The following is a 20,331-nucleotide window of genomic DNA, read 5'->3' on the forward strand; positions in this document are numbered from 1 at the left end:
CGCAGCCGCACCGGAAAACCCCGGCGAAAGGAACGCGCATGTCCTACATCCCCTTCCCCGAGATCTCGCCGGAGATCTTCTCGATCGAGGTCTTCGGCGCGACCTTCGCGCTGCGCTGGTACGCCCTCGCCTACATTGCCGGGCTGCTGATCGGATGGCGGCTGGTGCTGCGCCTGATCCGCACGCCGCGCCTCTGGGCGGAAGGTCCGCCGATGAACGAGGACCAGCTCGAGCGCCTGCTGACCTGGGTGATCCTCGGGGTGATCCTCGGCGGGCGGCTCGGCTTCGTGCTGTTCTACCAGCCCGGCTATTACTTCGAGAACCCCGGCCAGATCCTGAAGGTCTGGGAGGGCGGCATGTCCTTCCACGGAGGCTTCCTCGGCGTGATGACGGCGATGATCGCCTTCTGCCTGAAGGAGCGCATCCGCATCCTGCCGGTGGCCGACCTTCTGGCCGTGGCGACCCCGCCGGGCCTGTTCCTCGGCCGGATCGCCAATTTCATCAACGCCGAACTCTGGGGCCGGCCGACCACCCTGCCCTGGGGCGTGGCCTTCCCGGGCGAGGCCGCCCAGACCTGCCCGGGCATCGAGGGGATCTGCGCCCGCCACCCGTCGCAGCTTTACGAGGCGGGGATGGAGGGGCTGCTGCTGTTCCTGCTGCTGGCGGTGCTGGTCTGGCGGCGGGGATGGCTGCGCTGGCCCGGCGCGGTCACCGGAGCCTTCCTGTCCGGCTATGGCATCGCCCGCTTCATCGTCGAGTTCGTCCGCCAGCCCGACGCCCAGTTCGTGACCGAGGGCAACCCCTTCGGCCTCGCCTGGGAGATCGGCGGCTACGGGCTGACCATGGGCCAGATGCTGTCGCTGCCGATGATCCTGGTGGGCCTGACGCTGATCCAGCAGGCGAGACGGTCGGCGTGACGCCGCTTGCCACCCTCCTGACACGGCGGATCGAGGCCGCCGGGCCGATGACGCTGGCCGACTACATGGCCGAGTGCCTGATGCATCCCCGGCACGGCTACTACGCCACGCGCGACCCCTTCGGCGCGCAGGGGGACTTCACCACGGCCCCCGAGATCAGCCAGATGTTCGGCGAACTGATCGGCCTCTGCCTCGCGCAATGCTGGCTGGATCAGGGCGCTCCGGCATCCGTGACACTCGCGGAACTCGGGCCGGGCCGGGGCACGCTGATGGCCGACATCCTGCGTGCGACGCGCGGCGTGCCGGGGTTTCACGAGGCGGCGCAGGTCGTGCTGGTCGAGACCTCTGCCGCGCTGCGCAGCGTCCAGCGGCGGACACTGGGCACCCGCCCGGTGGAGTGGCTGGACAGCGCGGAGGACCTGCCGGACCGCTTCACCCTGCTGGTCGCGAACGAGTTCTTCGACGCGCTGCCGATCCGCCAGTTCGTCCGGGACGGCAGCGGCTGGCGCGAGCGCATGGTCGGGCTGCAGGATGGCGCGCTGGCATTCGGGCTGGGACCGGAGACGGCGCTCGCCGCTCTTGCGCACCGGCTGGAGGACACCCGGCAGGGAGAGATCGTCGAGTTCTGCCCGGCGGCGGGCGCGGTCATGGCCGCGGTGGCAGCCCGGATCGCCGCGCAGGGCGGCGCGGCCCTCGTCGTGGACTATGGCGGCTGGCACTCGCGCGGGGACACGCTGCAGGCACTGCAGGCGCATCGCTTCGCCGATCCGCTGGCCTGCCCCGGCGAGGCCGACCTGACGGCCCATGTGGACTTCGAGGCGCTTGCCGCCGCGGCCCTTCCCTGCGGCACGGCCTGCACCACCCAAGGGGACCTGCTGCTCGCCCTCGGCATCGAACAACGTGCCCGGCGGCTGGCGCAGTCGCTGTCGGGCGAGGCGCTGGCCAGCCACGAGGCCGCAACTCGCCGCTTGACCGACGCGGCCGAAATGGGAACGCTCTTCAAGGCGCTGGCGGTCTTTCCGCCGCAGGGTCCGGCGCCGGCAGGATTTGCAGGATGATGGAAATAGTGACGGCCGACGCGCTGGCCCCCCTCCGGCACGGGTTCTTCACCCGCAAGGGCGGCGCCTCCTCCGGGATCTTCGCCGGGCTGAACTGCGGGCCGGGATCAAGCGATCTGGCCGAGGCGGTGACGATCAACCGCTCCCGCGTGGCCGAGGCGATGGGCGTGGCGCCCGACCATCTCGTGACCATCAACCAGGTGCATTCGGCCGACGTGGTGCATGTGACGGGTCCCCTCTCCGGTCGTCCGAGCGCCGACGCCATGGTGACGGCCACGCCGGGCGTGGCCCTTGCCGTGCTGACGGCGGACTGCCAGCCTGTCCTGTTCGCGGATGGCACGGCGCGGGTGATCGGCGCGGCCCATGCAGGCTGGCGCGGCACGCTCGACGGCGTGCTCGAGGCGACCATCGACGCCATGGAGCGCCTGGGTGCCCGGCGCGAGCACATCGCGGCGATCATCGGCCCCACGATCAGCCAGCGCGCCTACGAGGTCGGCCCCGAGTTCGTCGAGCAGTTCATCGACGAGGACCCCGCCAACGCGCGCTTCTTCGCGCAGGGCAGCGGCGACCGGGCGCTGTTCGACCTGCCCGCCCTCGGTCTTGCGCGGCTGCGCGCGGCGGGCGTCGGCCATGCCGAGTGGACACGCCACTGCACCTATTCCGATCCGGAGCGGTTCTTCTCCTACCGCCGCACGACCCATGCGGGCGAGGCGGACTATGGCCGGCTGATCTCGGCGATCCGGCTCTGACCGGCGTCAGGCGCTGCGCTGCAGCCGCGCTTCCAGCACGTCGAAGGGCACGCCCGGCTGGTCCTTGGCGCAGCGGATGACAAGGCTCGTCTTGACCGAGGCGACATTGGCCGCCGCGGTCAGTTCCTCGGTCAGGAATTTCTGGAACGACGGCAGGTCGGGTGCCACGCATTTCAGGATGAAGTCGATCTCGCCGTTCAGCATGTGGCACTCGCGCACCAGCGGCCATGCGCGGCAGCGGTTCTCGAAGGCCGACAGGTCCGCCTCGGCCTGGCTGTGCAGCCGGACCATCGCGAAGACCTGAACCTCGAAGCCCAGTTCGCGCGGGTCGATGTCGGCGTGGTAGCCGCGGATGTAGCCCGCTTCCTCGAGCGTCCGGACACGGCGAAGGCAGGGCGGCGCCGAGATGCCGACGCGCTTGGCCAGTTCCACGTTCGTCATCCGGCCGTCGCCCTGGAGTTCGGCCAGGATGTGTCGGTCGATGGGGTCGAGTTTCGATCCGGCCATGAAGCTCTCCTTGCTGCCGGGCGACTTTAGAGAGTCGCGACAGCCTGCGCAATAATGTTTCGCGGACGCATGAAAAACCGCTTCTCCATTGCGGAAACGCGCCATCCCGCGCAACGGATCAGGGGGCTTTCGGACGGCCCGGCCACGTCCTATATGGGGCGCCGGGAAAAAAGACCATGAGGGGCGACAGCATGTCCGAGACGCGGCACACGAGGGTTCTGATCATCGGGTCCGGCCCGGCCGGCTACACGGCGGCGGTCTACTCCGCAAGGGCGATGCTCGAGCCGCTGCTGATCCAGGGCCTGCAGCCCGGCGGCCAGCTGACCATCACCACCGAGGTCGAGAACTGGCCCGGCGACAGCGAGGTGCAGGGCCCCGACCTCATGGTGCGGATGGAAGAACACGCGAAGGCAATGGGAGCCGAGGTGATCTCGGACTACATCGCCTCGCTCGACCTGTCGCAGCGGCCCTTCACCGCCCACGCCGACAGCGGCACGACCTATACGGCCGATGCGGTGATCCTGGCGACCGGCGCGCAGGCGCGCTGGCTGGGCCTGCCGTCCGAGGAGAAATTCAAGGGCTTCGGCGTCTCGGCCTGCGCGACCTGCGACGGCTTCTTCTACCGCGGCAAGGAGGTCGTCGTGGCGGGCGGCGGCAATACCGCCGTCGAGGAGGCGCTGTTCCTGACCAACTTCGCCAGCAAGGTGACGCTGGTCCACCGCCGCGACTCGTTCCGGGCCGAGAAGATCCTGCAGGACCGGCTGTTCAAGAACCCCAAGATCCAGGTCGTGTGGAACCACACGATCGAGGAGGTGCTGGGCACCGAGGCGCCGCTGGGCGTGACCGGGGTCGTCGCGAGGAACGTCCAGACCGGCGAGACGATGGAGATCCCCTGCGCCGGCTTCTTCGTGGCGATCGGCCACGCGCCGGCCAGCGAACTCGTCAAGGACCAGCTGGAGTTGCACCACGGCGGCTATGTCAAGGTGGAACCCGGCACCACGCGCACCTCGATCCCCGGCGTCTTCGCGGCGGGCGACCTGACCGACCATGTCTATCGGCAGGCGGTCACCTCGGCCGGGATGGGCTGCATGGCCGCGCTCGATGCGGAACGATTCCTCGCAGGGACCGAGTAAGGCAAAGATATCCTCCGCATCGCGGCGGCGGCGCCGGACCGGCGTTTGCCGCCGCGCCGAACAGGTGGCATTTCCGCCTTATCTGGGGCCTTTTCCCTGATCCGCGCTTGAATCCTTCGGCCCCGGCGGGATAAGTCGCCCGCGAACCGGGTCAGCCCGGTGCTTGTCCCCTCAGAGGCGGTCCCTTCATGTCCCTTCCCAATCACGCACCCGTTCCCGAACTCTATGTGTCCTACGACTCCGCGCAGAAGCTGAAGGCCGACGCCGGCAACCTGCCCTCGTGGGACCTGACCCAGCGTCAGGTCTGTGACCTCGAGCTTCTGATGAACGGCGGCTTCCACCCGCTCAAGGGCTTCCTGACCGAGGCCGACTATGACGGCGTGGTCGAGAACATGCGCCTCGCCGACGGCCGCCTCTGGCCGATGCCGATCACGCTCGACGTCAGCGAGAAGTTCGCCGAGACCGTCGAGCCGGGGCAGGACATCGCGCTGCGCGACGCCGAGGGCGTGATCCTCGCCATCCTCTCGGTCACCGACAAGTGGGTGCCCAACAAGGACCGCGAGGCCGAGAAGGTCTTCGGCGCGAACGACCTCGCCCATCCGGCGGTGAACTACCTGCACCACACCGCGGGCAAGGTCTACCTCGGCGGCCCGATCACCGGCATCCAGCAGCCCGTCCACTACGATTTCAAGATGCGCCGCGACACGCCGAACGAGCTTCGCGCCTTCTTCCGCAAGGTCGGCTGGACCCGTGTCGTGGCCTTCCAGACCCGCAACCCGCTGCACCGCGCGCACCAGGAACTGACGTTCCGCGCCGCCCGCGAGGCGCAGGCGAACCTGCTGATCCACCCGGTCGTCGGGATGACCAAGCCGGGCGACATCGACCACTTCACCCGCGTGCGCTGCTACGAGGCGGTGCTGCACCAGTATCCGGCCTCGACCACGACGATGAGCCTGCTGAACCTTGCGATGCGCATGGCCGGCCCGCGCGAGGCGGTCTGGCACGGCATCATCCGCAAGAACCACGGCTGCACGCACATGATCGTCGGCCGCGACCACGCGGGCCCGGGCAAGAACAGCCAGGGCAAGGACTTCTACGGTCCCTACGACGCGCAGGAACTGTTCAAGCAGTACGCGGCCGAGATCGGCATCGAGATGGTCGACTTCAAGCAGATGGTCTACGTGCAGGAGAAGGCGCAGTACTTCCCCGTGGACGAGGTGCCGGAAGGCTCGACCGTGCTCGACATTTCGGGCACCGAACTGCGCCGCCGCCTGCGCGAAGGGATCGAGATCCCGGACTGGTTCTCCTTCCCCGACGTGGTCCAGGAACTCCGCCGCACCTCGCCGGCGCGGGCCAAGCAGGGCTTCACGGTGTTCTTCACCGGCCTCTCCGGCTCGGGGAAGTCCACCATCGCCAACGCGCTGATGGTCAAGCTGATGGAGATGGGCGGCCGTCCGGTCACGCTGCTCGACGGCGACGTGGTCCGCAAGCACCTGTCGTCGGAACTCGGCTTCTCGAAGGAGCACCGCGACATCAACATCAAGCGGATCGGCTACGTCGCCTCGGAAATCTCTAAGAACGGCGGCATCGCGATCTGCGCGCCGATCGCGCCCTATACCGCGACGCGTCGCGCGGTGCGCGAGATGATCGAGGCCTTCGGCGCCTTCATCGAGGTCCATGTCGCGACCCCGATCGAGGAATGCGAGAAGCGCGACCGCAAGGGACTCTACAAGCTCGCCCGCGAAGGCAAGATCAAGGAGTTCACCGGCATCTCGGACCCCTACGAGACGCCGACCAATGCAGAACTTGTGGTCGACACCACCAACGTGGACGTGGACCACTGCGCCCATCAGGTGATCCTGAAGCTGGAGCAGATGGGCCTCATTCGGGCCTGAAACGAACAGGGGGCGCCAGCGGCGCCCCCTTCCCCTTCGAAGCTATCCCTCGCCTTACCGCGGCCGCATCATGCGCAGCAGCAGCCGGTCCTTCAGGACATACTGATGGAACAGCGCCGACAGCGCGTGCAGCAGCGCCAGCACCATGATCGCGTTGGCGGCGATCACATGCGGCGCGGCCGCCCACGTCTGCCCGCCGCCCCATGTCGCCATCCCGAGCGCCGGAACCAGCAGCGTCAGCAGGTAGAGCACGCTCTGCAGCCCCGCGGCCACCTTGTCGCCGGGCGTCGTGCCCTTCTCGGGCGCGCCCGAGATGAACCGAGCGCCGATCCGCACCAGCGTCAGGAGCAGCACGGCCGCGCCCACGAGGATGTGCAGGTAATGTCCGACGCCCGGCGGCTGCGCCTGCTGGAGCACCGCGTCATAGGCGCGCTCCATAACCTCGCCGAACATGTAGTTGAACAGAACGAGCCCCGCGATCGCCCAGTGCAGGGAGATCTGGAGCTTGGTGTATCCCGGTTCTTGCGTCATCGCCTCACCTGAACTTGCCTGGCCTGAGCGGGCCGGACGCGTCGCACCCGTCACCCGAGGCAAGAAGGCTGACACAGCCCGACACGAACGGAAGAGGCCTAGATGTCGCGGAACCGCCCGGAGCGCGCCACTCGTCCGCGTCACGGCAGGGATGGCGCCCTCTGCCGGGCCGGACGGTGGGCGCCGGTCCGGCCCTGCTCGATGCCGCACCGGCCCGCGAGATGCGGGCGGCGCGGCGGGATCAGTGCACGTTCACCGGCGCGAGGTCGTTCTGCCGCGCCAGCACGAAGGCGAGCTTGCGGTCACGCACCAGCGCGAGGCGCTCGCCGTTCGCGCCGTGCAGCGCGTAGATCCGGTCCAGCCCGCGCGCCATGTTCTGCACGTCGTTCTGCACCTCTTCGGGAAGCTCGGTCACCAGCACGGGTCGAACGTAGACCAGCTTGCCCATGCTCTCGGGGAAATCGAACGGAGTATTCATTGCTCGGCTCCTTCCTGCATCACCTGCCTGCGCCCGATCGGGATCGTCTTCACCACCGCCTGGGGCACCTGGCGCCGCAGGTCGATGTGCAGAAGCCCGTGTTCCATGGCCGCGCCGGCCACCTCGACGCCTTCGGCCAGCACGAAGCTGCGCTGGAAGGCGCGGGCGGCAATGCCACGGTGAAGGAACACGCGTTCGGCCACGTCCTCGGCCTGACGGCCGCGGATCACCAGCTGCCGATCCTCGACGGTGATGGCGATGTCGTCCTCGCGGAAGCCCGCAACGGCCAGCGTGATGCGGTAGGCGTTCTCGGCCACGGCCTCGATGTTGAAGGGCGGATAGCCCTCGCTCGCCGATTTGGCCGTGCGCTCGACCAGCCGCTCGAGCTGCTCGAACCCCAGAAGGAAGGGGTGGCCCCCGAAATTCAGTTTGGTCATTCCGTCATGTCCTTGCAGAAGCGACACAGAGTGGCGGAACCCCGGGCGGGCATTCCACCAAGTGAATATGGGCACTTGCGGAAGACCGCGCAAGGCCGGCGCGGCGGCCGGCGCCGGACCCCGCGGCGGGCGCACAGGCCGCGCCGCGCGGCGTCTGGTCTGGCCGCGACATCCGTGTCGCGCAGGATTCTTCCCGCAGGCACCTGCAATCTGTATATTCGACGCACGGCGACTCATCAAAAACGTAACCGGCGACCAATCCGGCAGGGCAAACTCATGAATGCGTCCCCCGAAATGAGCTTCGAAGACATGCTGCGGATCCGGCTCGAGGTGCTCCGACGCGAGCACCGCGATCTTGACGAGGCGATCCATGCGCTCGAGGCCGGCGGACGGGGCGACCAGTTGACCCTGCGCCGGCTGAAGAAGCAGAAGCTGTCGCTGAAGGACCAGATCGTGAAGATCGAGGATCAGCTGATCCCCGACATCATCGCCTGACGCGTCGGCGCCGCAGGTTCGGGCGGCCGTCCTGACGGCGCCCGGACGCTGTGCCCCGCTTGCCCCCGCCCGGGCCGCCGCTATAGTGCGCGCCTCTGGAATGCGGGGGTGCGGCAATGGCTGTGGACGTTGGAATCATCATGGGCAGCCAGTCGGACTGGGCCACGATGAAGGAGGCCGCGGCGATCCTCGACGAGCTTGGCATCTCCTACGAGACGAAGATCGTCTCGGCCCACCGCACGCCCGACCGGCTGTGGAGCTACGGCAGGACGGCAGTGGAGCGCGGGCTGAAGGTCATCATCGCCGGCGCCGGGGGGGCGGCGCATCTTCCGGGCATGATGGCCTCGAAGACCCGGGTGCCGGTGATCGGCGTGCCGGTGCAGACCCGGGCGCTGTCGGGCGTCGACAGCCTCTATTCCATCGTGCAGATGCCCAAGGGCTTTCCGGTGGCGACCATGGCGATTGGCGCGGCCGGCGCCGCCAATGCCGGGCTGATGGCGGCGGGGATCCTTGCGGTTTCGGACGCCGCGCTCGGCCAGCGTCTCGACGACTGGCGCGCGGCGCTCTCGGCCTCGATCCCGGAGGAACCCTCGGATGACTGACCGGCTCGATCCCGGTGCCACCATCGGCATCCTCGGCGGGGGCCAGCTTGGCCGGATGCTGGCCGTCGCGGCCTCGCGGCTCGGCTTTCGCACCCACATCTTCGAGCCGGGCGCCCATCCGCCCGCAGGGGATGTAGCGCATCGGGTGACAACGGCCCCTTATTCCGACGAGGCCGCACTGCGCGCCTTCGCGGCCTCGGTGGATGTCATCACCTACGAGTTCGAGAACATCCCCACCGCGGCGCTCGACCTTCTGGAAGCCGAGCGGCCGATCCGCCCCAACCGCCGCGCGCTGGCGATCAGCCAGGACCGGCTGGACGAAAAGGGCTTCCTGACCTCGCTGGGTCTTGCCGTGGCGCCCTATCGCGCGGTGACCACGCTCGAGGACCTAGAGACCGCGTTGCACGGCATCGGCACGCCGGCGATCCTGAAGACCACCCGGCTCGGCTATGACGGCAAGGGGCAGGCCCGGATCATGGAGCCCGACGATGCGGCCGAGGCCTTCGCCGCCATGGAGGGCCAGGCCGCGGTGGTCGAGGGCTTCGTCCGCTTCAGCCACGAGGTCTCGGTAATCGCTGCGCGGGGGCTCGATGGCTCGGTCTCGGTCTACGAGCCCGGCGAGAACGTGCACCTCTCCGGCATCCTGCACACGACGACGGTTCCGGCACGGCTGACGCCTGCACAGCGCACCGATGCAGTGCTGCTGGCCGGACGGATCCTGAATGCGCTCGACTATGTCGGCGTGATGGGGGTGGAGCTGTTCGTGACGCCCGAGCAGCTGCTGGTGAACGAGATCGCGCCGCGCGTGCACAACTCGGGCCACTGGACGCAGAACGGCTGCGCGGTGGACCAGTTCGAGCAGCACATCCGCGCCGTGGCGGGCTGGCCGCTGGGCGATGGTTCGCGCTTTGCCGATGTCGAGATGGAGAACCTGATCGGCCACGACATCGCCCGCGTTCCGGCGCTGGCGCTCGAGAAGCACACGTCGATCCATCTCTACGGCAAGGCCGAGGCCCGGCCGGGGCGCAAGATGGGCCATGTGAACCGCGTCCTGCGACCAGTGGACGGGGCATGAACCCCGGCGGCCCCTCGCCGGAGCCAGCCCTGCCGGACGAGGCGACGGCCCTGCCCGGTGCAAGCGCGGCCGCGCCCGGGCCTGCCCTGCCCGGGATCGCGGGCGTGCCCGTCGACCGGCTCGAGGATTTCGCGAAGCGCGAACGGTCGCGCTACTGGAAGGCGCGCCCCCGGACGCGGCAGGCGCTGGAGCGGGGCGCCGACGCCTTCCTCGGCGGCGTGCCGATGCACTGGATGAAGGACTGGCCGACTCCCTTCCCGATGGTCGTCGACAGCGCGAAGGGCGCCCGCATCGCCGACATCGATGGCCACAGGCTCGACGATTTCTGCCTCGGCGACACCGGCTCGATGTTCGGGCACTCTCCTGTGCCGGTCGCGAAGGCGATCCGGCGGCAGGCGCGGCGCGGCCTGACCTGCATGCTGCCGACCGAGGACGCGCTGGAAGCCGGCCGGCTGCTGACCGAGCGCTTCGGCGCCTTCGCCTGGCAGATCGCCACCACCGCCACCGATGCCAACCGTTTCGCCCTGCGGGTGGCCCGCGCGGTGACGGGCCGTCCCAAGGTGCTGGTGTTCAACGGCTGCTACCACGGCACTGTGGACGAGACGATGGTGACGGTGCGGGACGGCCGCACGGCCGCCCGGCCGGGCCTCGTCGGGCAGGTGGCGGACCTTGGCCTGACCGCCATCGCGGTCGAGTTCAACGACGTGGCCGCCGTCGAGGCGGCGCTGGCCACCGGAGAGATCGCCGCCATCCTGACCGAGCCGGTCATGACCAACTCCTGCATGGTCCTGCCCGAGGCCGGGTTCCACGACGCGCTGCGCACCCTCTCGCGCCGGCACGGGACGCTGCTGATCATCGACGAGACGCACACGATCTCGTCCGGCCTAGGCGGCTACGCGCGGGTGCACAGCCTGTCGCCCGACATCCTCGTGATCGGCAAATGCGTGGCGGGCGGGATGCCGACCGCCGTCTGGGGCCTCTCGCCCGAGGTGGCGCATCGCTTCGCGGAATACGACGCCGCGCGGCCTGCTGGCCACTCCGGCATGGGCACCACGCTCTCGGGCAATCCGATGCAGTTCGCCTGCCTGCTCGCCACCCTTGCCGAGGTGATGACGCCCGACAATTACGCGCGGATGGAGCGGAGGGCGGACCGTCTTGCCGAGGGCCTTTCCCGCGCCATCGCACGATCCGGCGCGCCGTGGCATGTCGTGCGCGTCGGCGCCCGGGTCGAGTTCATCTGCGCCCCCGGCCCGCTCCGCAACGGCGCCGAGGCGGCGCTTGCCCACCATCCGCAACTCGAGACCGCCATCCACCTCGGCCTGCTGAACCGCGGCTGCCTGATCGCGCCGTTCCACAACATGATGCTGGTCAGCCCCGCGACGCGGAAGCGCCAGATCGACCGCCTGATCGCCGCCTTCGACGACATCCTGTTCCAGCTTTTCGCGTGACCCTGACGATGACCGACCAGCCCAGCCCCTCCGGCTCCACCCTTGCCGAAGCCGAAGCCTTCCTCGCCGCCCATCCCGAGATCGAGGCCTTCGACATCGTCCTGCACGATGCGAACGGCATCGGCCGCGGCAAGATCATCCGCCGGCACGAGCTTCTGTCGTTCTACAAGGGAGGCCGGCACCTGCCGATCTCGATCCTCGGCCTCGACATCTGCGGCGAGGACGTGCACGAGACCGGGCTGATCTGGGACCAGGGCGACGGCGACCTGCGCGCCTGGCCGATTCCCGGCACACTGGTGCCGCTCCACGGCACCAACCCGCCGCGCGGCGAGGTCTTCATGTCGATGTATGACCTCGAGGGCAATCCGATGACCTCGGACCCGCGCCATGCCCTTGAGCGGCAGGTCAAGGCGCTGGCGGATCTGGGCCTTTATCCTTCTGCGGCCTTCGAGCTGGAGTTCTTCCTGCTGGCCAACGACCGCGGGCCTGACGGCCGCGTGCGGCCCGCGCGCGACGTGCTGGACGGCCGCGCGAGCCACAAGACCGAGGTCTATTCCGTCGATCACCTGCACGGGATGATGCCGCTGTTTGCCGACATCTACGCGGGCGCCGCGAAGGCCGGGATCAAGGCCGAGACGATGATCTCGGAATATGCGCCGGGCCAGTATGAACTGACGCTGCACTACCGCACCGACATCCTGATGGCCGCCGATGACCTGATGCGGCTGAAGCGGATCGTGCGGGCGCAGGCGCGGGCGCACGGCGTGACCGCCTGCTTCATGGCGAAGCCGGTGGAAAGCTACGCAGGCTCGGGCATGCACCTGCATGTCTCGCTGTGCGACCGCGAGGGGCGCAACATCTTCGTCGAGGAGAAGGAGGGCGAGTGGTCCCGCCCAATCCTCCACGCGCTCGGCGGGCTGCGCGAGACGATGGGCGAATCGATGCTGGTCTTTGCCCCGCACGCGAATTCGTGGCGCCGCTTCGCCAGCCAGAGCTACGCGCCCGTCTCGCCGACCTGGGGCGTGAACAACCGCTCGGTGGCGCTGCGGATCCCTGCGGGCGACATGCGCGCCCGCCGGATCGAGCATCGCCCCGCGGGCGTGGACGCCAACCCCTATCTGGTGGCCGCGACGGTCCTTGCCGGCATCCGGCGCGGGCTGGAACAGCAGATCGACCCAGGCCCCGAAACCACCGGCAACGGCTATGCCGAGGCTCAAGACGCGCCACCGATCCCGACCTGCTGGCGCTCGGCGATCCTGGCGGCGCAGCACTCGGCCTTCCTGCGCGAGGCGCTGGGGCCGGACATGCACCGCACCTTCACCGCAATCAAGGCGGCGGAATATGCCCGGGTGGCGCGGACGATCCCAGACGTGGACTATGACCTCTATCTTCACACGGTCTGACGCCCGGCCGCACGCAGCCTCGGCGCTGGATTGCGGAGCCGGCCTGCTCTAGGCTGCCGACATGGGTCCGCAACGCGACACCGAGACAGAGCGGTCGCGCGCCGCTGACACCATCTGGGGAAAGCTGCGGCTGCCTGTGGCGGTCCTTGTCGTGATCGCCTCGGCGACCGCCATCATCGCCCTGGCCTTCGACGCGCGGCAGCGGTTCCTCGGCGTCGACTACGCCCCGACCGAGACGGTCGAGCGGGAACTCGTGCTTTTCGAGAACGGCCTGGTCACGCTCTCCGCCGCACTGGCGACCGGCCCCGACAGCACCCCGGATGCGATCCGCGAGGTTCTGGACCGGATCGGCGCCGATCTCGACCGCCTGAACGCGGCCTTCGCCGAAGCCGAAGTCCTGTGGGCGCCGGCCTATGCCGAGGGACTGGCCCAGTTGCGCCTGTTCGCCGAGGATGCGGCGCCGCTGACGGCGGCCGACGACGATGCGGTGCGCGAGGCGACGCCATGGATCGCGGCGGCGCTGCCGGATCTTCAGGCCGCCCTCACCCGCCTTTCGCTTCAGGCCCGCGCCGACCACGAGGAGCTGAACGCCCGGAACCGCGCGATCATCGGCAATTCGCTCCTGCGGCTGGTGACACTGACCGGCATCCTCGTCGCGGTGCTGTCGGCCGGCTCGCTGCAACTTCTGCGGCTTTACCTGCGCTCGCGCGAGCAGGCGGATGCGGCCCGCCGTGCCGGGGCGCGGCTCGAGGCGGTCTTCCGCACCTCCGCGGATGCGATCCTCGTGACCGACTGGAACGGCCGGGTGCTCGACTGCAACCGGGCCACGCTGGCGATCTTCGGCCATCCGCGCGAGCGGCTGTGCGGGATCGACGCGATGGACATGCTGTTTCCGGCCGAGGTGAAGGAGGCGCAGAAGGCGCGGGTGGTCGAGGCGCTTCGCATCTCGGACCCCCGCATCGACGGGCCGCTGCGACTGGAACTCGAGGCGATCCACGCCGACGGATCGCGCTTTCCCGTCGAGGTCTCGCTGGCTGCCGCGAGGCTTGACGGCGAGGAGATCATCGTGGCGCTTCTGCGCGACATCTCGGCACGGCGCGGCGCGGAGGCTGAGCTGACCGATGCGCGCGACCGGGCGCTGGCCGGCGAACAGGCGAAGGCCCGCTTCCTGGCCGTGATGAGCCACGAGATGCGCACGCCCCTGAACGGCCTTGCCGGCTCGATCGAACTCCTCGCCCAGACGCCGCTCGACCCGCACCAGCGCAAGCTGGTCTCGGTGCTGCGCGCCTCGGCCGAGATCCTGCTGGACCATGTCAACTCGGTCCTCGACATCGCCCGCTCCGAGGCGCGGCCCTCCGAGGCGGAGCTGGCCGACTTCGACTTCGACCGGCTGCTCGATGATTGCATCGCGAACCAGGCCGGCTGGGCGGCAGGCAGCGGCAATCGGCTGGACCGCATCGACCGGTCCGGCCCCATAGGCCTGCTGAGGGGAGAGCCCGCGCGGCTGCGGCAGGTGTTGCTGAACCTGCTGGGGAACGCGGTGAAGTTCACCCGCAACGGCCGGATCCTGGTCGAGACAGCGACGATCGACGACATGCTCGAAATCCGGGTCATCGACACGGGCATCGGCATCCCCGTGGAGCATCACGAAAGGATCTTCGAGGATTTCGTGACGCTCGACGCAGGCTATGACCGCCGCTCGGGCGGCACGGGGCTCGGGCTTGGCATCGCGCGGCGGCTGGCGCGGAACATGGGGGGCGACATCTCGGTGACCAGCGCGCCGGGCAGCGGCAGCCGCTTCACCGTCCGCCTGCCGCTGAGGCGGCCGGAAGCCGCCCCCGCCCAAGGCGCGCCCGAAGCGGAGCCATCGCAGGACGCGCTGTCGGTGCTGCTGATCGAGGACAACGACATCAACCGCTTCATCGCCCAGACCTTCCTCGAAAGCGCGGGCCATCACGTCGTGACGGCCCGCAACGGCCCGGAGGGTCTGGCAGCCGCCAATGACCGGCGCTTCGACGTGGTGCTGACCGACATCGGGATGCCGGGACTCGACGGGCTGCAGGTGGCGCGGCTGATCCGCGATGGCGGCGGCCCGAGTGCGCGGTCGCGCATCCTTGCCGTGACGGCCCACTCCCTTGCCGCCGCCCCCGAGGCGCTGGAGCGCGCGGGCATCGACGGCTGCGTCGAGAAGCCTGTCGGCCGCGACCTCCTGCTGCGCCTGCTGCACAGCCCGCCCGAGCCGGCCCTGCCCATGGTCGAGCAGCCGATCGACACCGCACAGATCCGCGAGCTTCGCAACCAGATCAGCGCTCCTGCGCTGGCCGCCCTGATCCGGCAGATGATCCTGGACGGGGACGCCATCCTCGACCGCCTGCAGGCTCTGGGTCCCGTTGCGGCGCCCGAGGAGGTGCGGCGGCTGGCGCACCAGATGGCGGGCGCCGTCAGCACCTTCGGCACCGGTCCGCTCCACCGCCGCCTGCGCCAGTTGCTCGAGGCGCTGCGCGGCGAGGGTCCGACGGCGGCGCATCTGGCGGCGCTTCCCGACCTCTGGCAGCGCACCCGGGCGGCGCTGGCCGAGGAAGGCCGCTGCTTGGAAGCCGACGACACGCCGCTCCCGCCCGCGCAGGTCTAGAGCGCGCGGATCGCCCGCGCCATCAGCGCCGGTGCCCGCGGATCAAGCCCGACCGGCTGCAGGACGCGGCCGGCAAAGCCACCCTCCTCCAGTGCGGCCGGCAGGTCGTCGATCACATGGCCGCCGCGCGCGGCGAAGAACGGCAGGCACAGCGCCCCGGGCATCCGGCGGGCCACGCTGGAGATCGTCGGTTCCTGGTCGATGAAGCCCGCCTCGCAGGGCAGCCCGAGGTCTCGCGACAGGCGATCGGCCATGGCACGCGCGACATCGGACGGGGCCGGGCTGCGGAACGACCCATGCGCCGCCAGAAGGATCGCCGGGGCGGGCGCCTCGGCCAGCGCCTCGCGGGCCATGGTGACGACGAGGTCCGCAACCGCGGGGTCGGTTCCGAAGGGCTCGGCGATGCGCCAGCCGGCGCCGCCGGCCGCCGAAAGGCGCCGCGGCAGGTTGCTGCGGGTGAACCAGCCGCCCGCCATGAACAGCGGATAGACGATGCCCGGCGCCGCGGCCGAGGCAATCGCACGGGCCAGGGCCTCCGGCTCGGCGAGGGTCGCCGAGGCGACGTGCCATCCCGGCAGGTGCGCCGCGACCTTCCCGGCCAGCGCCGCGATCTCGGCTGCCGCCGGACCGGGATCGGACGGCTGTCCATGTGCCACGATCAGCGCCACCCTCGCCGCTTGCGTCATCCCGCTTCCTCCCTGCCGCGCATCCGGGCGATTGGGGGCCATTCCGGCCGGCGGTGCAAGGCCGGGCCGATCACTTCCCGGGCAGGACGTCGCTCGGGGCGCAGAGCGGCAAACGATCCATCTGCGGTATATGTTGACGCACCCCCCTGCCCGATCCTTGACTCGATCCGGGCCCGATCCGATGCTGGCGGGCGTGGTGCGAGTTTGGCGGGTTCCTTTCGGAACGGCGCAAGGTGCCATGGCGGCGCCGCGCTCCTGCAACATCAAGGATCGGTCGCGGGACGCGGCCGCTGACGGACCGCCGGGACGCCTGTTCCGGCTGCCGGTCGCCGTGAAGGCACGCCTTCGCGGGAAGGGAACGCTCGGGGAGCAGCAGGCACAAGGGAAGACCGATTGTCGCAGGTGCGGGGTCGCGCCTTCGGCAAACTTGTTTCTGCACCTGCACGTCATTAAGGGGCGAGGGATGGCAAAAGAACTCAAGGCGGACGTCGCGATGGCGGGCTCGGAACTGATCTCTTGCTGTTACCGCAGCATTGCTGCCCCCGACCTGACCGTGCGCGACGTTCTCGACATCGTCGAGGCCTCGCAGGTGAGGAACGCCGAGATGCAGATCACCGGCGCGCTGCTGTTCGCGGGCGGCCATTTCCTGCAGTGGCTCGAGGGGCCGGCGGATGCCGTGGCGGGCATCATGGGCTACATCGGCCGCGACAACCGCCACCACCATGTCGAGATCCTGTCGCACGAACCGATCACCGAGCGCCGCTTTGCCGACTGGCACATGCAGCTGTCCTGTCCGGAGACGGACAGCCGCTTCCTCGGGCTCGCCGGCTGCGAGAATGTCGTGACGGTGGGCCGCAGCCTGCTGCCGGATGACACCAACATCCTCGCCATCGACCGCATCCTGGCCCTGCGCCGCTTCCTGGCCGATGTCTGCGCCGCCCGCGGCCTTGCGCGCGACCCCGACTCCGACGGGCGGACCCTCGCGATCTTCTCGATGCGCGGCCGCGCGGCCCAGCGCGAGGCGCGGGCCGAGGTTTCGGCGCGGCTCGCGGACATGCTGCTGGCCAACCCCCTCTCCCGCCTCTCCGACATCGAGTCGCTGCTGCGCGCCCATGCGCCCGCCGCCAGCGACTTCGCGCAGCTCTACGAGACCTGCGCCGAGCGGATGCGGCGCCAGCTGGCCGAAGACCGGATCTCGGCGCTGCAGGTCACGCTGGCCGCCTCGGCGCTGCAGATGGTGCTGCGCCGCATCCATCACCTGCCCGATCCGCAGAAGAGCCACGGCGCCGTGACCGTGACCGCCGCGCCGGGCCGGAAACCGATTCTCGAGGCGGCTATTGCCGGCGAGATGCTGCGCGCCGCCGGCTGGTCCACCTCGGTGATCCATCCGGAAAGCAGCCGGGAACTGCTCGACCGCCTGAAGGTGACGCGGACGGCAACCCTCGTGATCGCGCCGAGCCTTCTGGAAGACACCGACCACGACGGCGACATCTTCCGCCTGATCGCGGACGTGCGGGCCGAGGCGGATCTGCCGGCGCAACGCATCCTCGTGGGCGGGCGGCTGGGCCGGATGACCCCGTCCATGCTGCGCGAGGCCGGCGCCGACGCCGGGTTCCGCCACCTCTCCGACCTTGCCGGCTGCGTCGCGCGCGTCGCCTGCCCCCAGAATGCCGACTGCTGCTCGATGCGGGCCTGCCGGATGCCGAGCATGCAGTGCTGCGACAAGCGCATCAACTCGGACTTCCTGCTGGCGAACGTGATGCCAAGCGTTCTCAGCCGGATGTCGGCCCGTCAGGACCGGCGCCGGAGCGCATAGGGAAACATTCTTTTTTTCGTCCGAAACTCCCAAGGCGCGGGTGCATCTCGCGGATGTTCGCTTAAATAGGGGCGAGGCGGCCCGCCGGCCGCTGCAAGGGGGAGGCACGGCCGGACCGCCGATGAACGAGACCAGATCCGACAGGCTTGCCGTCGAGCGATACCAGTCCAGACGCTCGCGGAAACCACTCATCACCGACATTTCGGCCGCCCGCTGGCTGCTGCTTCTGGTGCTCGCAGCCTCGGCCTATTTCTTTCATGGCTTCCTTGTGCCGGTGCTGGCGGCCCTGATCATCGCCTTCGCCAGCTGGCCGCTGCTCCTGCGGCTTGAACACGGGCTGCACATCAGCCGGGGCGTCGCCGGGGCGCTGCTGGTCGTGATGATCGTGGGCTTCCTCGTCATCCCGGTGATGATGGCGCTGGTCTATGCCTTCGGCGAGTTGCAGGTCTGGATCGGCTGGGCGATCAACACCAACAGCGTGGGCGCGCCGCCGCCGCAGTGGCTGGCCACCCTGCCCCATGTCGGCGACTGGTTCGCCGAGCAATGGCGCGACTACATCGGCGAGCCCGGCGCGATCAGCGAGCTGGTGCAGCTTGTCTCGGGCGCCAACATCGGCACCATCTCGCGCGGCATCCTGACGGCCGGCACCCTCGCCTTCCATCTCGCGCTGACGCTGCTCTTCATGCTGATCGCGCTCTTCATCTTCTACCGCGATGGCGAGCGCATCACCGCGCAGGTGGACCGCGCAGGCTCGCGCATCCTGCCCGAGCGCTGGGACCGCATCTCGCGCGTGGTGCCCGCCACGATCAGTTCCACCGTGACCGGCATGACGCTGATCGCGATGGGCGAGGGCGTCGTGCTGGGCACTGCCTACTGGATCGCCGGCATGGCCTCTCCGGTGACGCTGGGCGTGATCACCGGCTTCATGGCGCTGGTGCCGGGGGGCGCGCCGTTCTGCGTCGTGGCAGTCTCGTCCTATCTGGCCGCCAGCGGCTCGCCCTGGGCGGGGCTCGGGCTCTTCCTCTGGGGCACGATCGAGCTTTTCGTGGTGGACAAGACCATCCGTCCGGTGCTGGTCGGCGGGCCGGTGAAGCTGCCGTTCCTGCCCACCTTTTTCGGCCTTGTCGGCGGGATCGAGACCATGGGGATCGTCGGCCTTTTCGTAGGTCCGGTCCTGATGGCGCTGCTGGTGGCCATGTGGCGCGAGTGGCAGCGCGAGATCGACCTGTCGGAGGCCGAGGAAACACAGGTGCCGCACGACAGCCCGCCCCCCGCGCGCATGGCGCTTCGAAGCGACTCCGGCTGAGGGCGTTCCGGCGGCCAGCCGCCGGGCGCCCATTCCGGAGCAGAACAGGAACCGCGCATGATACCCCATTCCGTGCTCGATCTCGCACCGGTGTCTGAAGGTGCCACGGTCGCCGAGGCGCTGGCCAACATGGTGGAGCTTGCCCGCCATGCCGAGGCGCTCGGCTTCCGCCGCTATTGGCTGGCCGAGCACCATGCCATGCCCGGCATCGCCAGCGCCGCAACGGCAGTGCTGATCGGCCACGTCGCGGGACACACCTCACGCATCCGGGTCGGTGCCGGCGGGATCATGCTGCCGAACCACGCCCCTCTCATGGTGGCCGAGGCGTTCGGCACGCTCGCCACGCTCTATCCCAACCGGATCGATCTGGGCATCGGCCGCGCACCTGGCACCGACGCCCGGACGGCGCAGGCCCTGCGCCGCAACCTCGATGCCTCCGACAACTTTCCGTCCGACGTGCTGGAGCTTCTCGGCCACTTCGGCGAGCCGGAGCCCGGCGCGATTCTGGCCATACCCGGCGCCGGAACGCATGTGCCGGTCTGGATCCTCGGTTCCAGCCTCTACGGGGCGCAGCTTGCCGCCCATTTCGGCCTGCCATACGCCTTCGCCTCGCACTTCGCCCCTCCGGCACTGGAGGCGGCGTTGCAGGTCTACCGCCAGAACTTCCGTCCCTCCTCGACGCTGGACCGGCCGCACTTCATGCTGGCGGTGAACGTCTTCGCCGGCGCCGACGACGCCGAGGGGATCTTCCTCAAGAGTTCGGCGCAGCTTGCCTTTGCAAGCCTTCGAAGCGGCCGTCCCGGGCGGCTGCCACGGCCCGTCGAGGACATCGCGCAACACATCGAGCCCGAGATGCGGCGCGTCGTCGATCAGGCGCTGGCGGTGTCGGCGACCGGCGGCCCCGGCACCGTGCGGCGGGAACTCCGCGCGCTGGTGGAGCGACACCAGCCGGACGAACTCATCCTCACCGGCCAGATCCATGATCCCGAGGCGCGCAAGCGCTCGTTCACCATCGCCGCCGAGGTGCTGGCCGATCTCTAGCCGGCCTCGGGTGGGCCCCTGCCGCGCCTCCGGTCGGGAAGCCGGCCGCGACCGGTGGACCCCTGCCGGATGGGTGCAAGACCCGGACAGTCCGGCCGATCCGCGGGATCCCGGGGCCGCCG

19 protein-coding genes are annotated in these 20,331 nt (G+C 69.6%); 14 read left to right on the forward strand and 5 right to left on the reverse strand.

The window, feature by feature from the left end; genetic code table 11:
* Positions 1-38 precede the first annotated feature (38 nt).
* From lgt to pgeF, 3 genes are read left to right on the forward strand one after another with little or no spacing between them, the layout of a single operon-like run.
* On the forward strand, positions 39-917 hold the full coding sequence (gene lgt, locus CK951_RS13460; RefSeq protein WP_096786634.1) for a prolipoprotein diacylglyceryl transferase: 879 nt from the start codon (positions 39-41) through the stop codon (positions 915-917).
* Positions 914-1,975, forward strand: a complete 1,062-nt coding sequence (locus CK951_RS13465; RefSeq protein ID WP_096786635.1) for a class I SAM-dependent methyltransferase — start codon at positions 914-916, stop codon at positions 1,973-1,975. Before lgt ends, CK951_RS13465 begins: the two co-directional genes overlap by 4 nt.
* Positions 1,972-2,724 (forward strand): peptidoglycan editing factor PgeF, encoded by a 753-nt coding sequence (gene pgeF / locus CK951_RS13470; protein ID WP_096786636.1) that lies wholly within the window; start codon positions 1,972-1,974, stop codon positions 2,722-2,724. The genes CK951_RS13465 and pgeF overlap by 4 nt, the downstream gene beginning before the upstream one ends.
* 6 nt (positions 2,725-2,730) lie before the next feature.
* On the opposite strand, the gene CK951_RS13475 is transcribed toward pgeF, so the two are convergent.
* Entirely contained in the window at positions 2,731-3,231 is a 501-nt protein-coding gene (locus tag CK951_RS13475) for an Lrp/AsnC family transcriptional regulator (RefSeq protein WP_096786637.1), read from the reverse strand.
* 176 nt (positions 3,232-3,407) lie between these two features.
* On the opposite strand from CK951_RS13475, the gene trxB reads away from it, so the two are divergent.
* The gene (gene trxB / locus CK951_RS13480) at positions 3,408-4,364 is read left to right on the forward strand and encodes a thioredoxin-disulfide reductase (RefSeq protein ID WP_198402354.1); all 957 of its coding nucleotides are present in this window, start codon (positions 3,408-3,410) and stop codon (positions 4,362-4,364) included.
* Positions 4,365-4,552: 188 nt separating this feature from the next.
* Positions 4,553-6,259, forward strand: coding sequence for a bifunctional sulfate adenylyltransferase/adenylylsulfate kinase (locus tag CK951_RS13485; protein WP_096786638.1), 1,707 nt, complete (start codon positions 4,553-4,555; stop codon positions 6,257-6,259).
* Positions 6,260-6,313: 54 nt separating this feature from the next.
* Here the strand turns inward: CK951_RS13485 and CK951_RS13490 are convergent, their stop codons facing one another.
* From CK951_RS13490 to CK951_RS13500, 3 genes are all read right to left on the reverse strand, one after another.
* Positions 6,314-6,790, reverse strand: coding sequence for a cytochrome b (locus CK951_RS13490; RefSeq protein ID WP_096786639.1), 477 nt, complete (start codon positions 6,788-6,790; stop codon positions 6,314-6,316).
* A gap of 241 nt (positions 6,791-7,031) precedes the next feature.
* Positions 7,032-7,268: a DUF1150 family protein gene (locus tag CK951_RS13495; RefSeq protein WP_096786640.1), complete on the reverse strand. Its 237-nt coding sequence runs from the start codon at positions 7,266-7,268 to the stop codon at positions 7,032-7,034.
* A complete protein-coding gene (locus CK951_RS13500; RefSeq protein WP_096786641.1) occupies positions 7,265-7,705 on the reverse strand; it encodes an Hsp20 family protein in 441 nt (146 codons plus the stop codon). The genes CK951_RS13495 and CK951_RS13500 overlap by 4 nt, the downstream gene beginning before the upstream one ends.
* 276 nt (positions 7,706-7,981) lie before the next feature.
* Here CK951_RS13500 and CK951_RS13505 point away from each other — a divergent pair, with 276 nt between their 5' ends.
* The 6 genes from CK951_RS13505 to CK951_RS13530 all read left to right on the forward strand — a co-directional run bounded on the left by CK951_RS13505 (position 7,982) and on the right by CK951_RS13530 (position 15,360).
* Entirely contained in the window at positions 7,982-8,200 is a 219-nt protein-coding gene (locus tag CK951_RS13505) for a YdcH family protein (RefSeq protein WP_096786642.1), read from the forward strand.
* A 116-nt stretch (positions 8,201-8,316) separates the two neighbouring features.
* Positions 8,317-8,802, forward strand: coding sequence for a 5-(carboxyamino)imidazole ribonucleotide mutase (purE, locus tag CK951_RS13510; protein ID WP_096786643.1), 486 nt, complete (start codon positions 8,317-8,319; stop codon positions 8,800-8,802).
* A complete protein-coding gene (locus CK951_RS13515) occupies positions 8,795-9,877 on the forward strand; it encodes a 5-(carboxyamino)imidazole ribonucleotide synthase (RefSeq protein WP_096786644.1) in 1,083 nt (360 codons plus the stop codon). Before purE ends, CK951_RS13515 begins: the two co-directional genes overlap by 8 nt.
* A gap of 104 nt (positions 9,878-9,981) precedes the next feature.
* Positions 9,982-11,325 carry an aspartate aminotransferase family protein gene (locus CK951_RS13520; protein WP_394341569.1) on the forward strand — a complete coding sequence of 448 codons (1,344 nt, stop codon included), beginning with the start codon at positions 9,982-9,984 and terminating at the stop codon, positions 11,323-11,325.
* Between the two features lie 8 nt (positions 11,326-11,333).
* Positions 11,334-12,728, forward strand: coding sequence for a glutamine synthetase family protein (locus CK951_RS13525; protein ID WP_096786646.1), 1,395 nt, complete (start codon positions 11,334-11,336; stop codon positions 12,726-12,728).
* Positions 12,729-12,789: 61 nt separating this feature from the next.
* Positions 12,790-15,360 carry an ATP-binding protein gene (locus CK951_RS13530; protein ID WP_096786647.1) on the forward strand — a complete coding sequence of 857 codons (2,571 nt, stop codon included), beginning with the start codon at positions 12,790-12,792 and terminating at the stop codon, positions 15,358-15,360.
* Here CK951_RS13530 and CK951_RS13535 read toward each other — a convergent pair.
* On the reverse strand, positions 15,357-16,046 hold the full coding sequence (locus CK951_RS13535; RefSeq protein ID WP_096786648.1) for a CbiX/SirB N-terminal domain-containing protein: 690 nt from the start codon (positions 16,044-16,046) through the stop codon (positions 15,357-15,359). The two genes, CK951_RS13530 and CK951_RS13535, sit on opposite strands and share 4 nt — an antisense overlap.
* A gap of 463 nt (positions 16,047-16,509) precedes the next feature.
* Between CK951_RS13535 and CK951_RS13540 the strand changes: the two genes are divergently transcribed.
* The 3 genes from CK951_RS13540 to CK951_RS13550 all read left to right on the forward strand — a co-directional run bounded on the left by CK951_RS13540 (position 16,510) and on the right by CK951_RS13550 (position 20,209).
* Positions 16,510-17,862, forward strand: coding sequence for a BLUF domain-containing protein (locus tag CK951_RS13540; RefSeq protein ID WP_096786649.1), 1,353 nt, complete (start codon positions 16,510-16,512; stop codon positions 17,860-17,862).
* 121 nt (positions 17,863-17,983) lie between these two features.
* Positions 17,984-19,168 (forward strand): AI-2E family transporter, encoded by a 1,185-nt coding sequence (locus tag CK951_RS13545; RefSeq protein WP_096786650.1) that lies wholly within the window; start codon positions 17,984-17,986, stop codon positions 19,166-19,168.
* A 57-nt stretch (positions 19,169-19,225) separates the two neighbouring features.
* The gene (locus tag CK951_RS13550; RefSeq protein ID WP_096786651.1) at positions 19,226-20,209 is read left to right on the forward strand and encodes an LLM class flavin-dependent oxidoreductase; all 984 of its coding nucleotides are present in this window, start codon (positions 19,226-19,228) and stop codon (positions 20,207-20,209) included.
* Positions 20,210-20,331 lie beyond the last annotated feature (122 nt).

The sequence above is a fragment of the Rhodobacter sp. CZR27 genome, assembly GCF_002407205.1.
GTDB lineage: Bacteria > Pseudomonadota > Alphaproteobacteria > Rhodobacterales > Rhodobacteraceae > Cereibacter_A.

What these genes read in the sequence shown, in the direction of transcription:
- lgt (WP_096786634.1), top strand. Translation starts at nt 39, where the DNA reads ATGTCCTACATCCCCTTCCCCGAGATCTCGCCGGAGATCTTCTCGATC.
- pgeF (WP_096786636.1), top strand. Translation starts at nt 1,972, where the DNA reads ATGATGGAAATAGTGACGGCCGACGCGCTGGCCCCCCTCCGGCACGGG.
- CK951_RS13475 (WP_096786637.1), bottom strand. Translation starts at nt 3,231, where the DNA reads ATGGCCGGATCGAAACTCGACCCCATCGACCGACACATCCTGGCCGAA.
- trxB (WP_198402354.1), top strand. Translation starts at nt 3,408, where the DNA reads ATGAGGGGCGACAGCATGTCCGAGACGCGGCACACGAGGGTTCTGATC.
- CK951_RS13485 (WP_096786638.1), top strand. Translation starts at nt 4,553, where the DNA reads ATGTCCCTTCCCAATCACGCACCCGTTCCCGAACTCTATGTGTCCTAC.
- CK951_RS13490 (WP_096786639.1), bottom strand. Translation starts at nt 6,790, where the DNA reads ATGACGCAAGAACCGGGATACACCAAGCTCCAGATCTCCCTGCACTGG.
- CK951_RS13495 (WP_096786640.1), bottom strand. Translation starts at nt 7,268, where the DNA reads ATGAATACTCCGTTCGATTTCCCCGAGAGCATGGGCAAGCTGGTCTAC.
- CK951_RS13500 (WP_096786641.1), bottom strand. Translation starts at nt 7,705, where the DNA reads ATGACCAAACTGAATTTCGGGGGCCACCCCTTCCTTCTGGGGTTCGAG.
- CK951_RS13505 (WP_096786642.1), top strand. Translation starts at nt 7,982, where the DNA reads ATGAATGCGTCCCCCGAAATGAGCTTCGAAGACATGCTGCGGATCCGG.
- purE (WP_096786643.1), top strand. Translation starts at nt 8,317, where the DNA reads ATGGCTGTGGACGTTGGAATCATCATGGGCAGCCAGTCGGACTGGGCC.
- CK951_RS13515 (WP_096786644.1), top strand. Translation starts at nt 8,795, where the DNA reads ATGACTGACCGGCTCGATCCCGGTGCCACCATCGGCATCCTCGGCGGG.
- CK951_RS13525 (WP_096786646.1), top strand. Translation starts at nt 11,334, where the DNA reads ATGACCGACCAGCCCAGCCCCTCCGGCTCCACCCTTGCCGAAGCCGAA.
- CK951_RS13530 (WP_096786647.1), top strand. Translation starts at nt 12,790, where the DNA reads ATGGGTCCGCAACGCGACACCGAGACAGAGCGGTCGCGCGCCGCTGAC.
- CK951_RS13535 (WP_096786648.1), bottom strand. Translation starts at nt 16,046, where the DNA reads ATGACGCAAGCGGCGAGGGTGGCGCTGATCGTGGCACATGGACAGCCG.
- CK951_RS13540 (WP_096786649.1), top strand. Translation starts at nt 16,510, where the DNA reads ATGGCAAAAGAACTCAAGGCGGACGTCGCGATGGCGGGCTCGGAACTG.
- CK951_RS13545 (WP_096786650.1), top strand. Translation starts at nt 17,984, where the DNA reads ATGAACGAGACCAGATCCGACAGGCTTGCCGTCGAGCGATACCAGTCC.
- CK951_RS13550 (WP_096786651.1), top strand. Translation starts at nt 19,226, where the DNA reads ATGATACCCCATTCCGTGCTCGATCTCGCACCGGTGTCTGAAGGTGCC.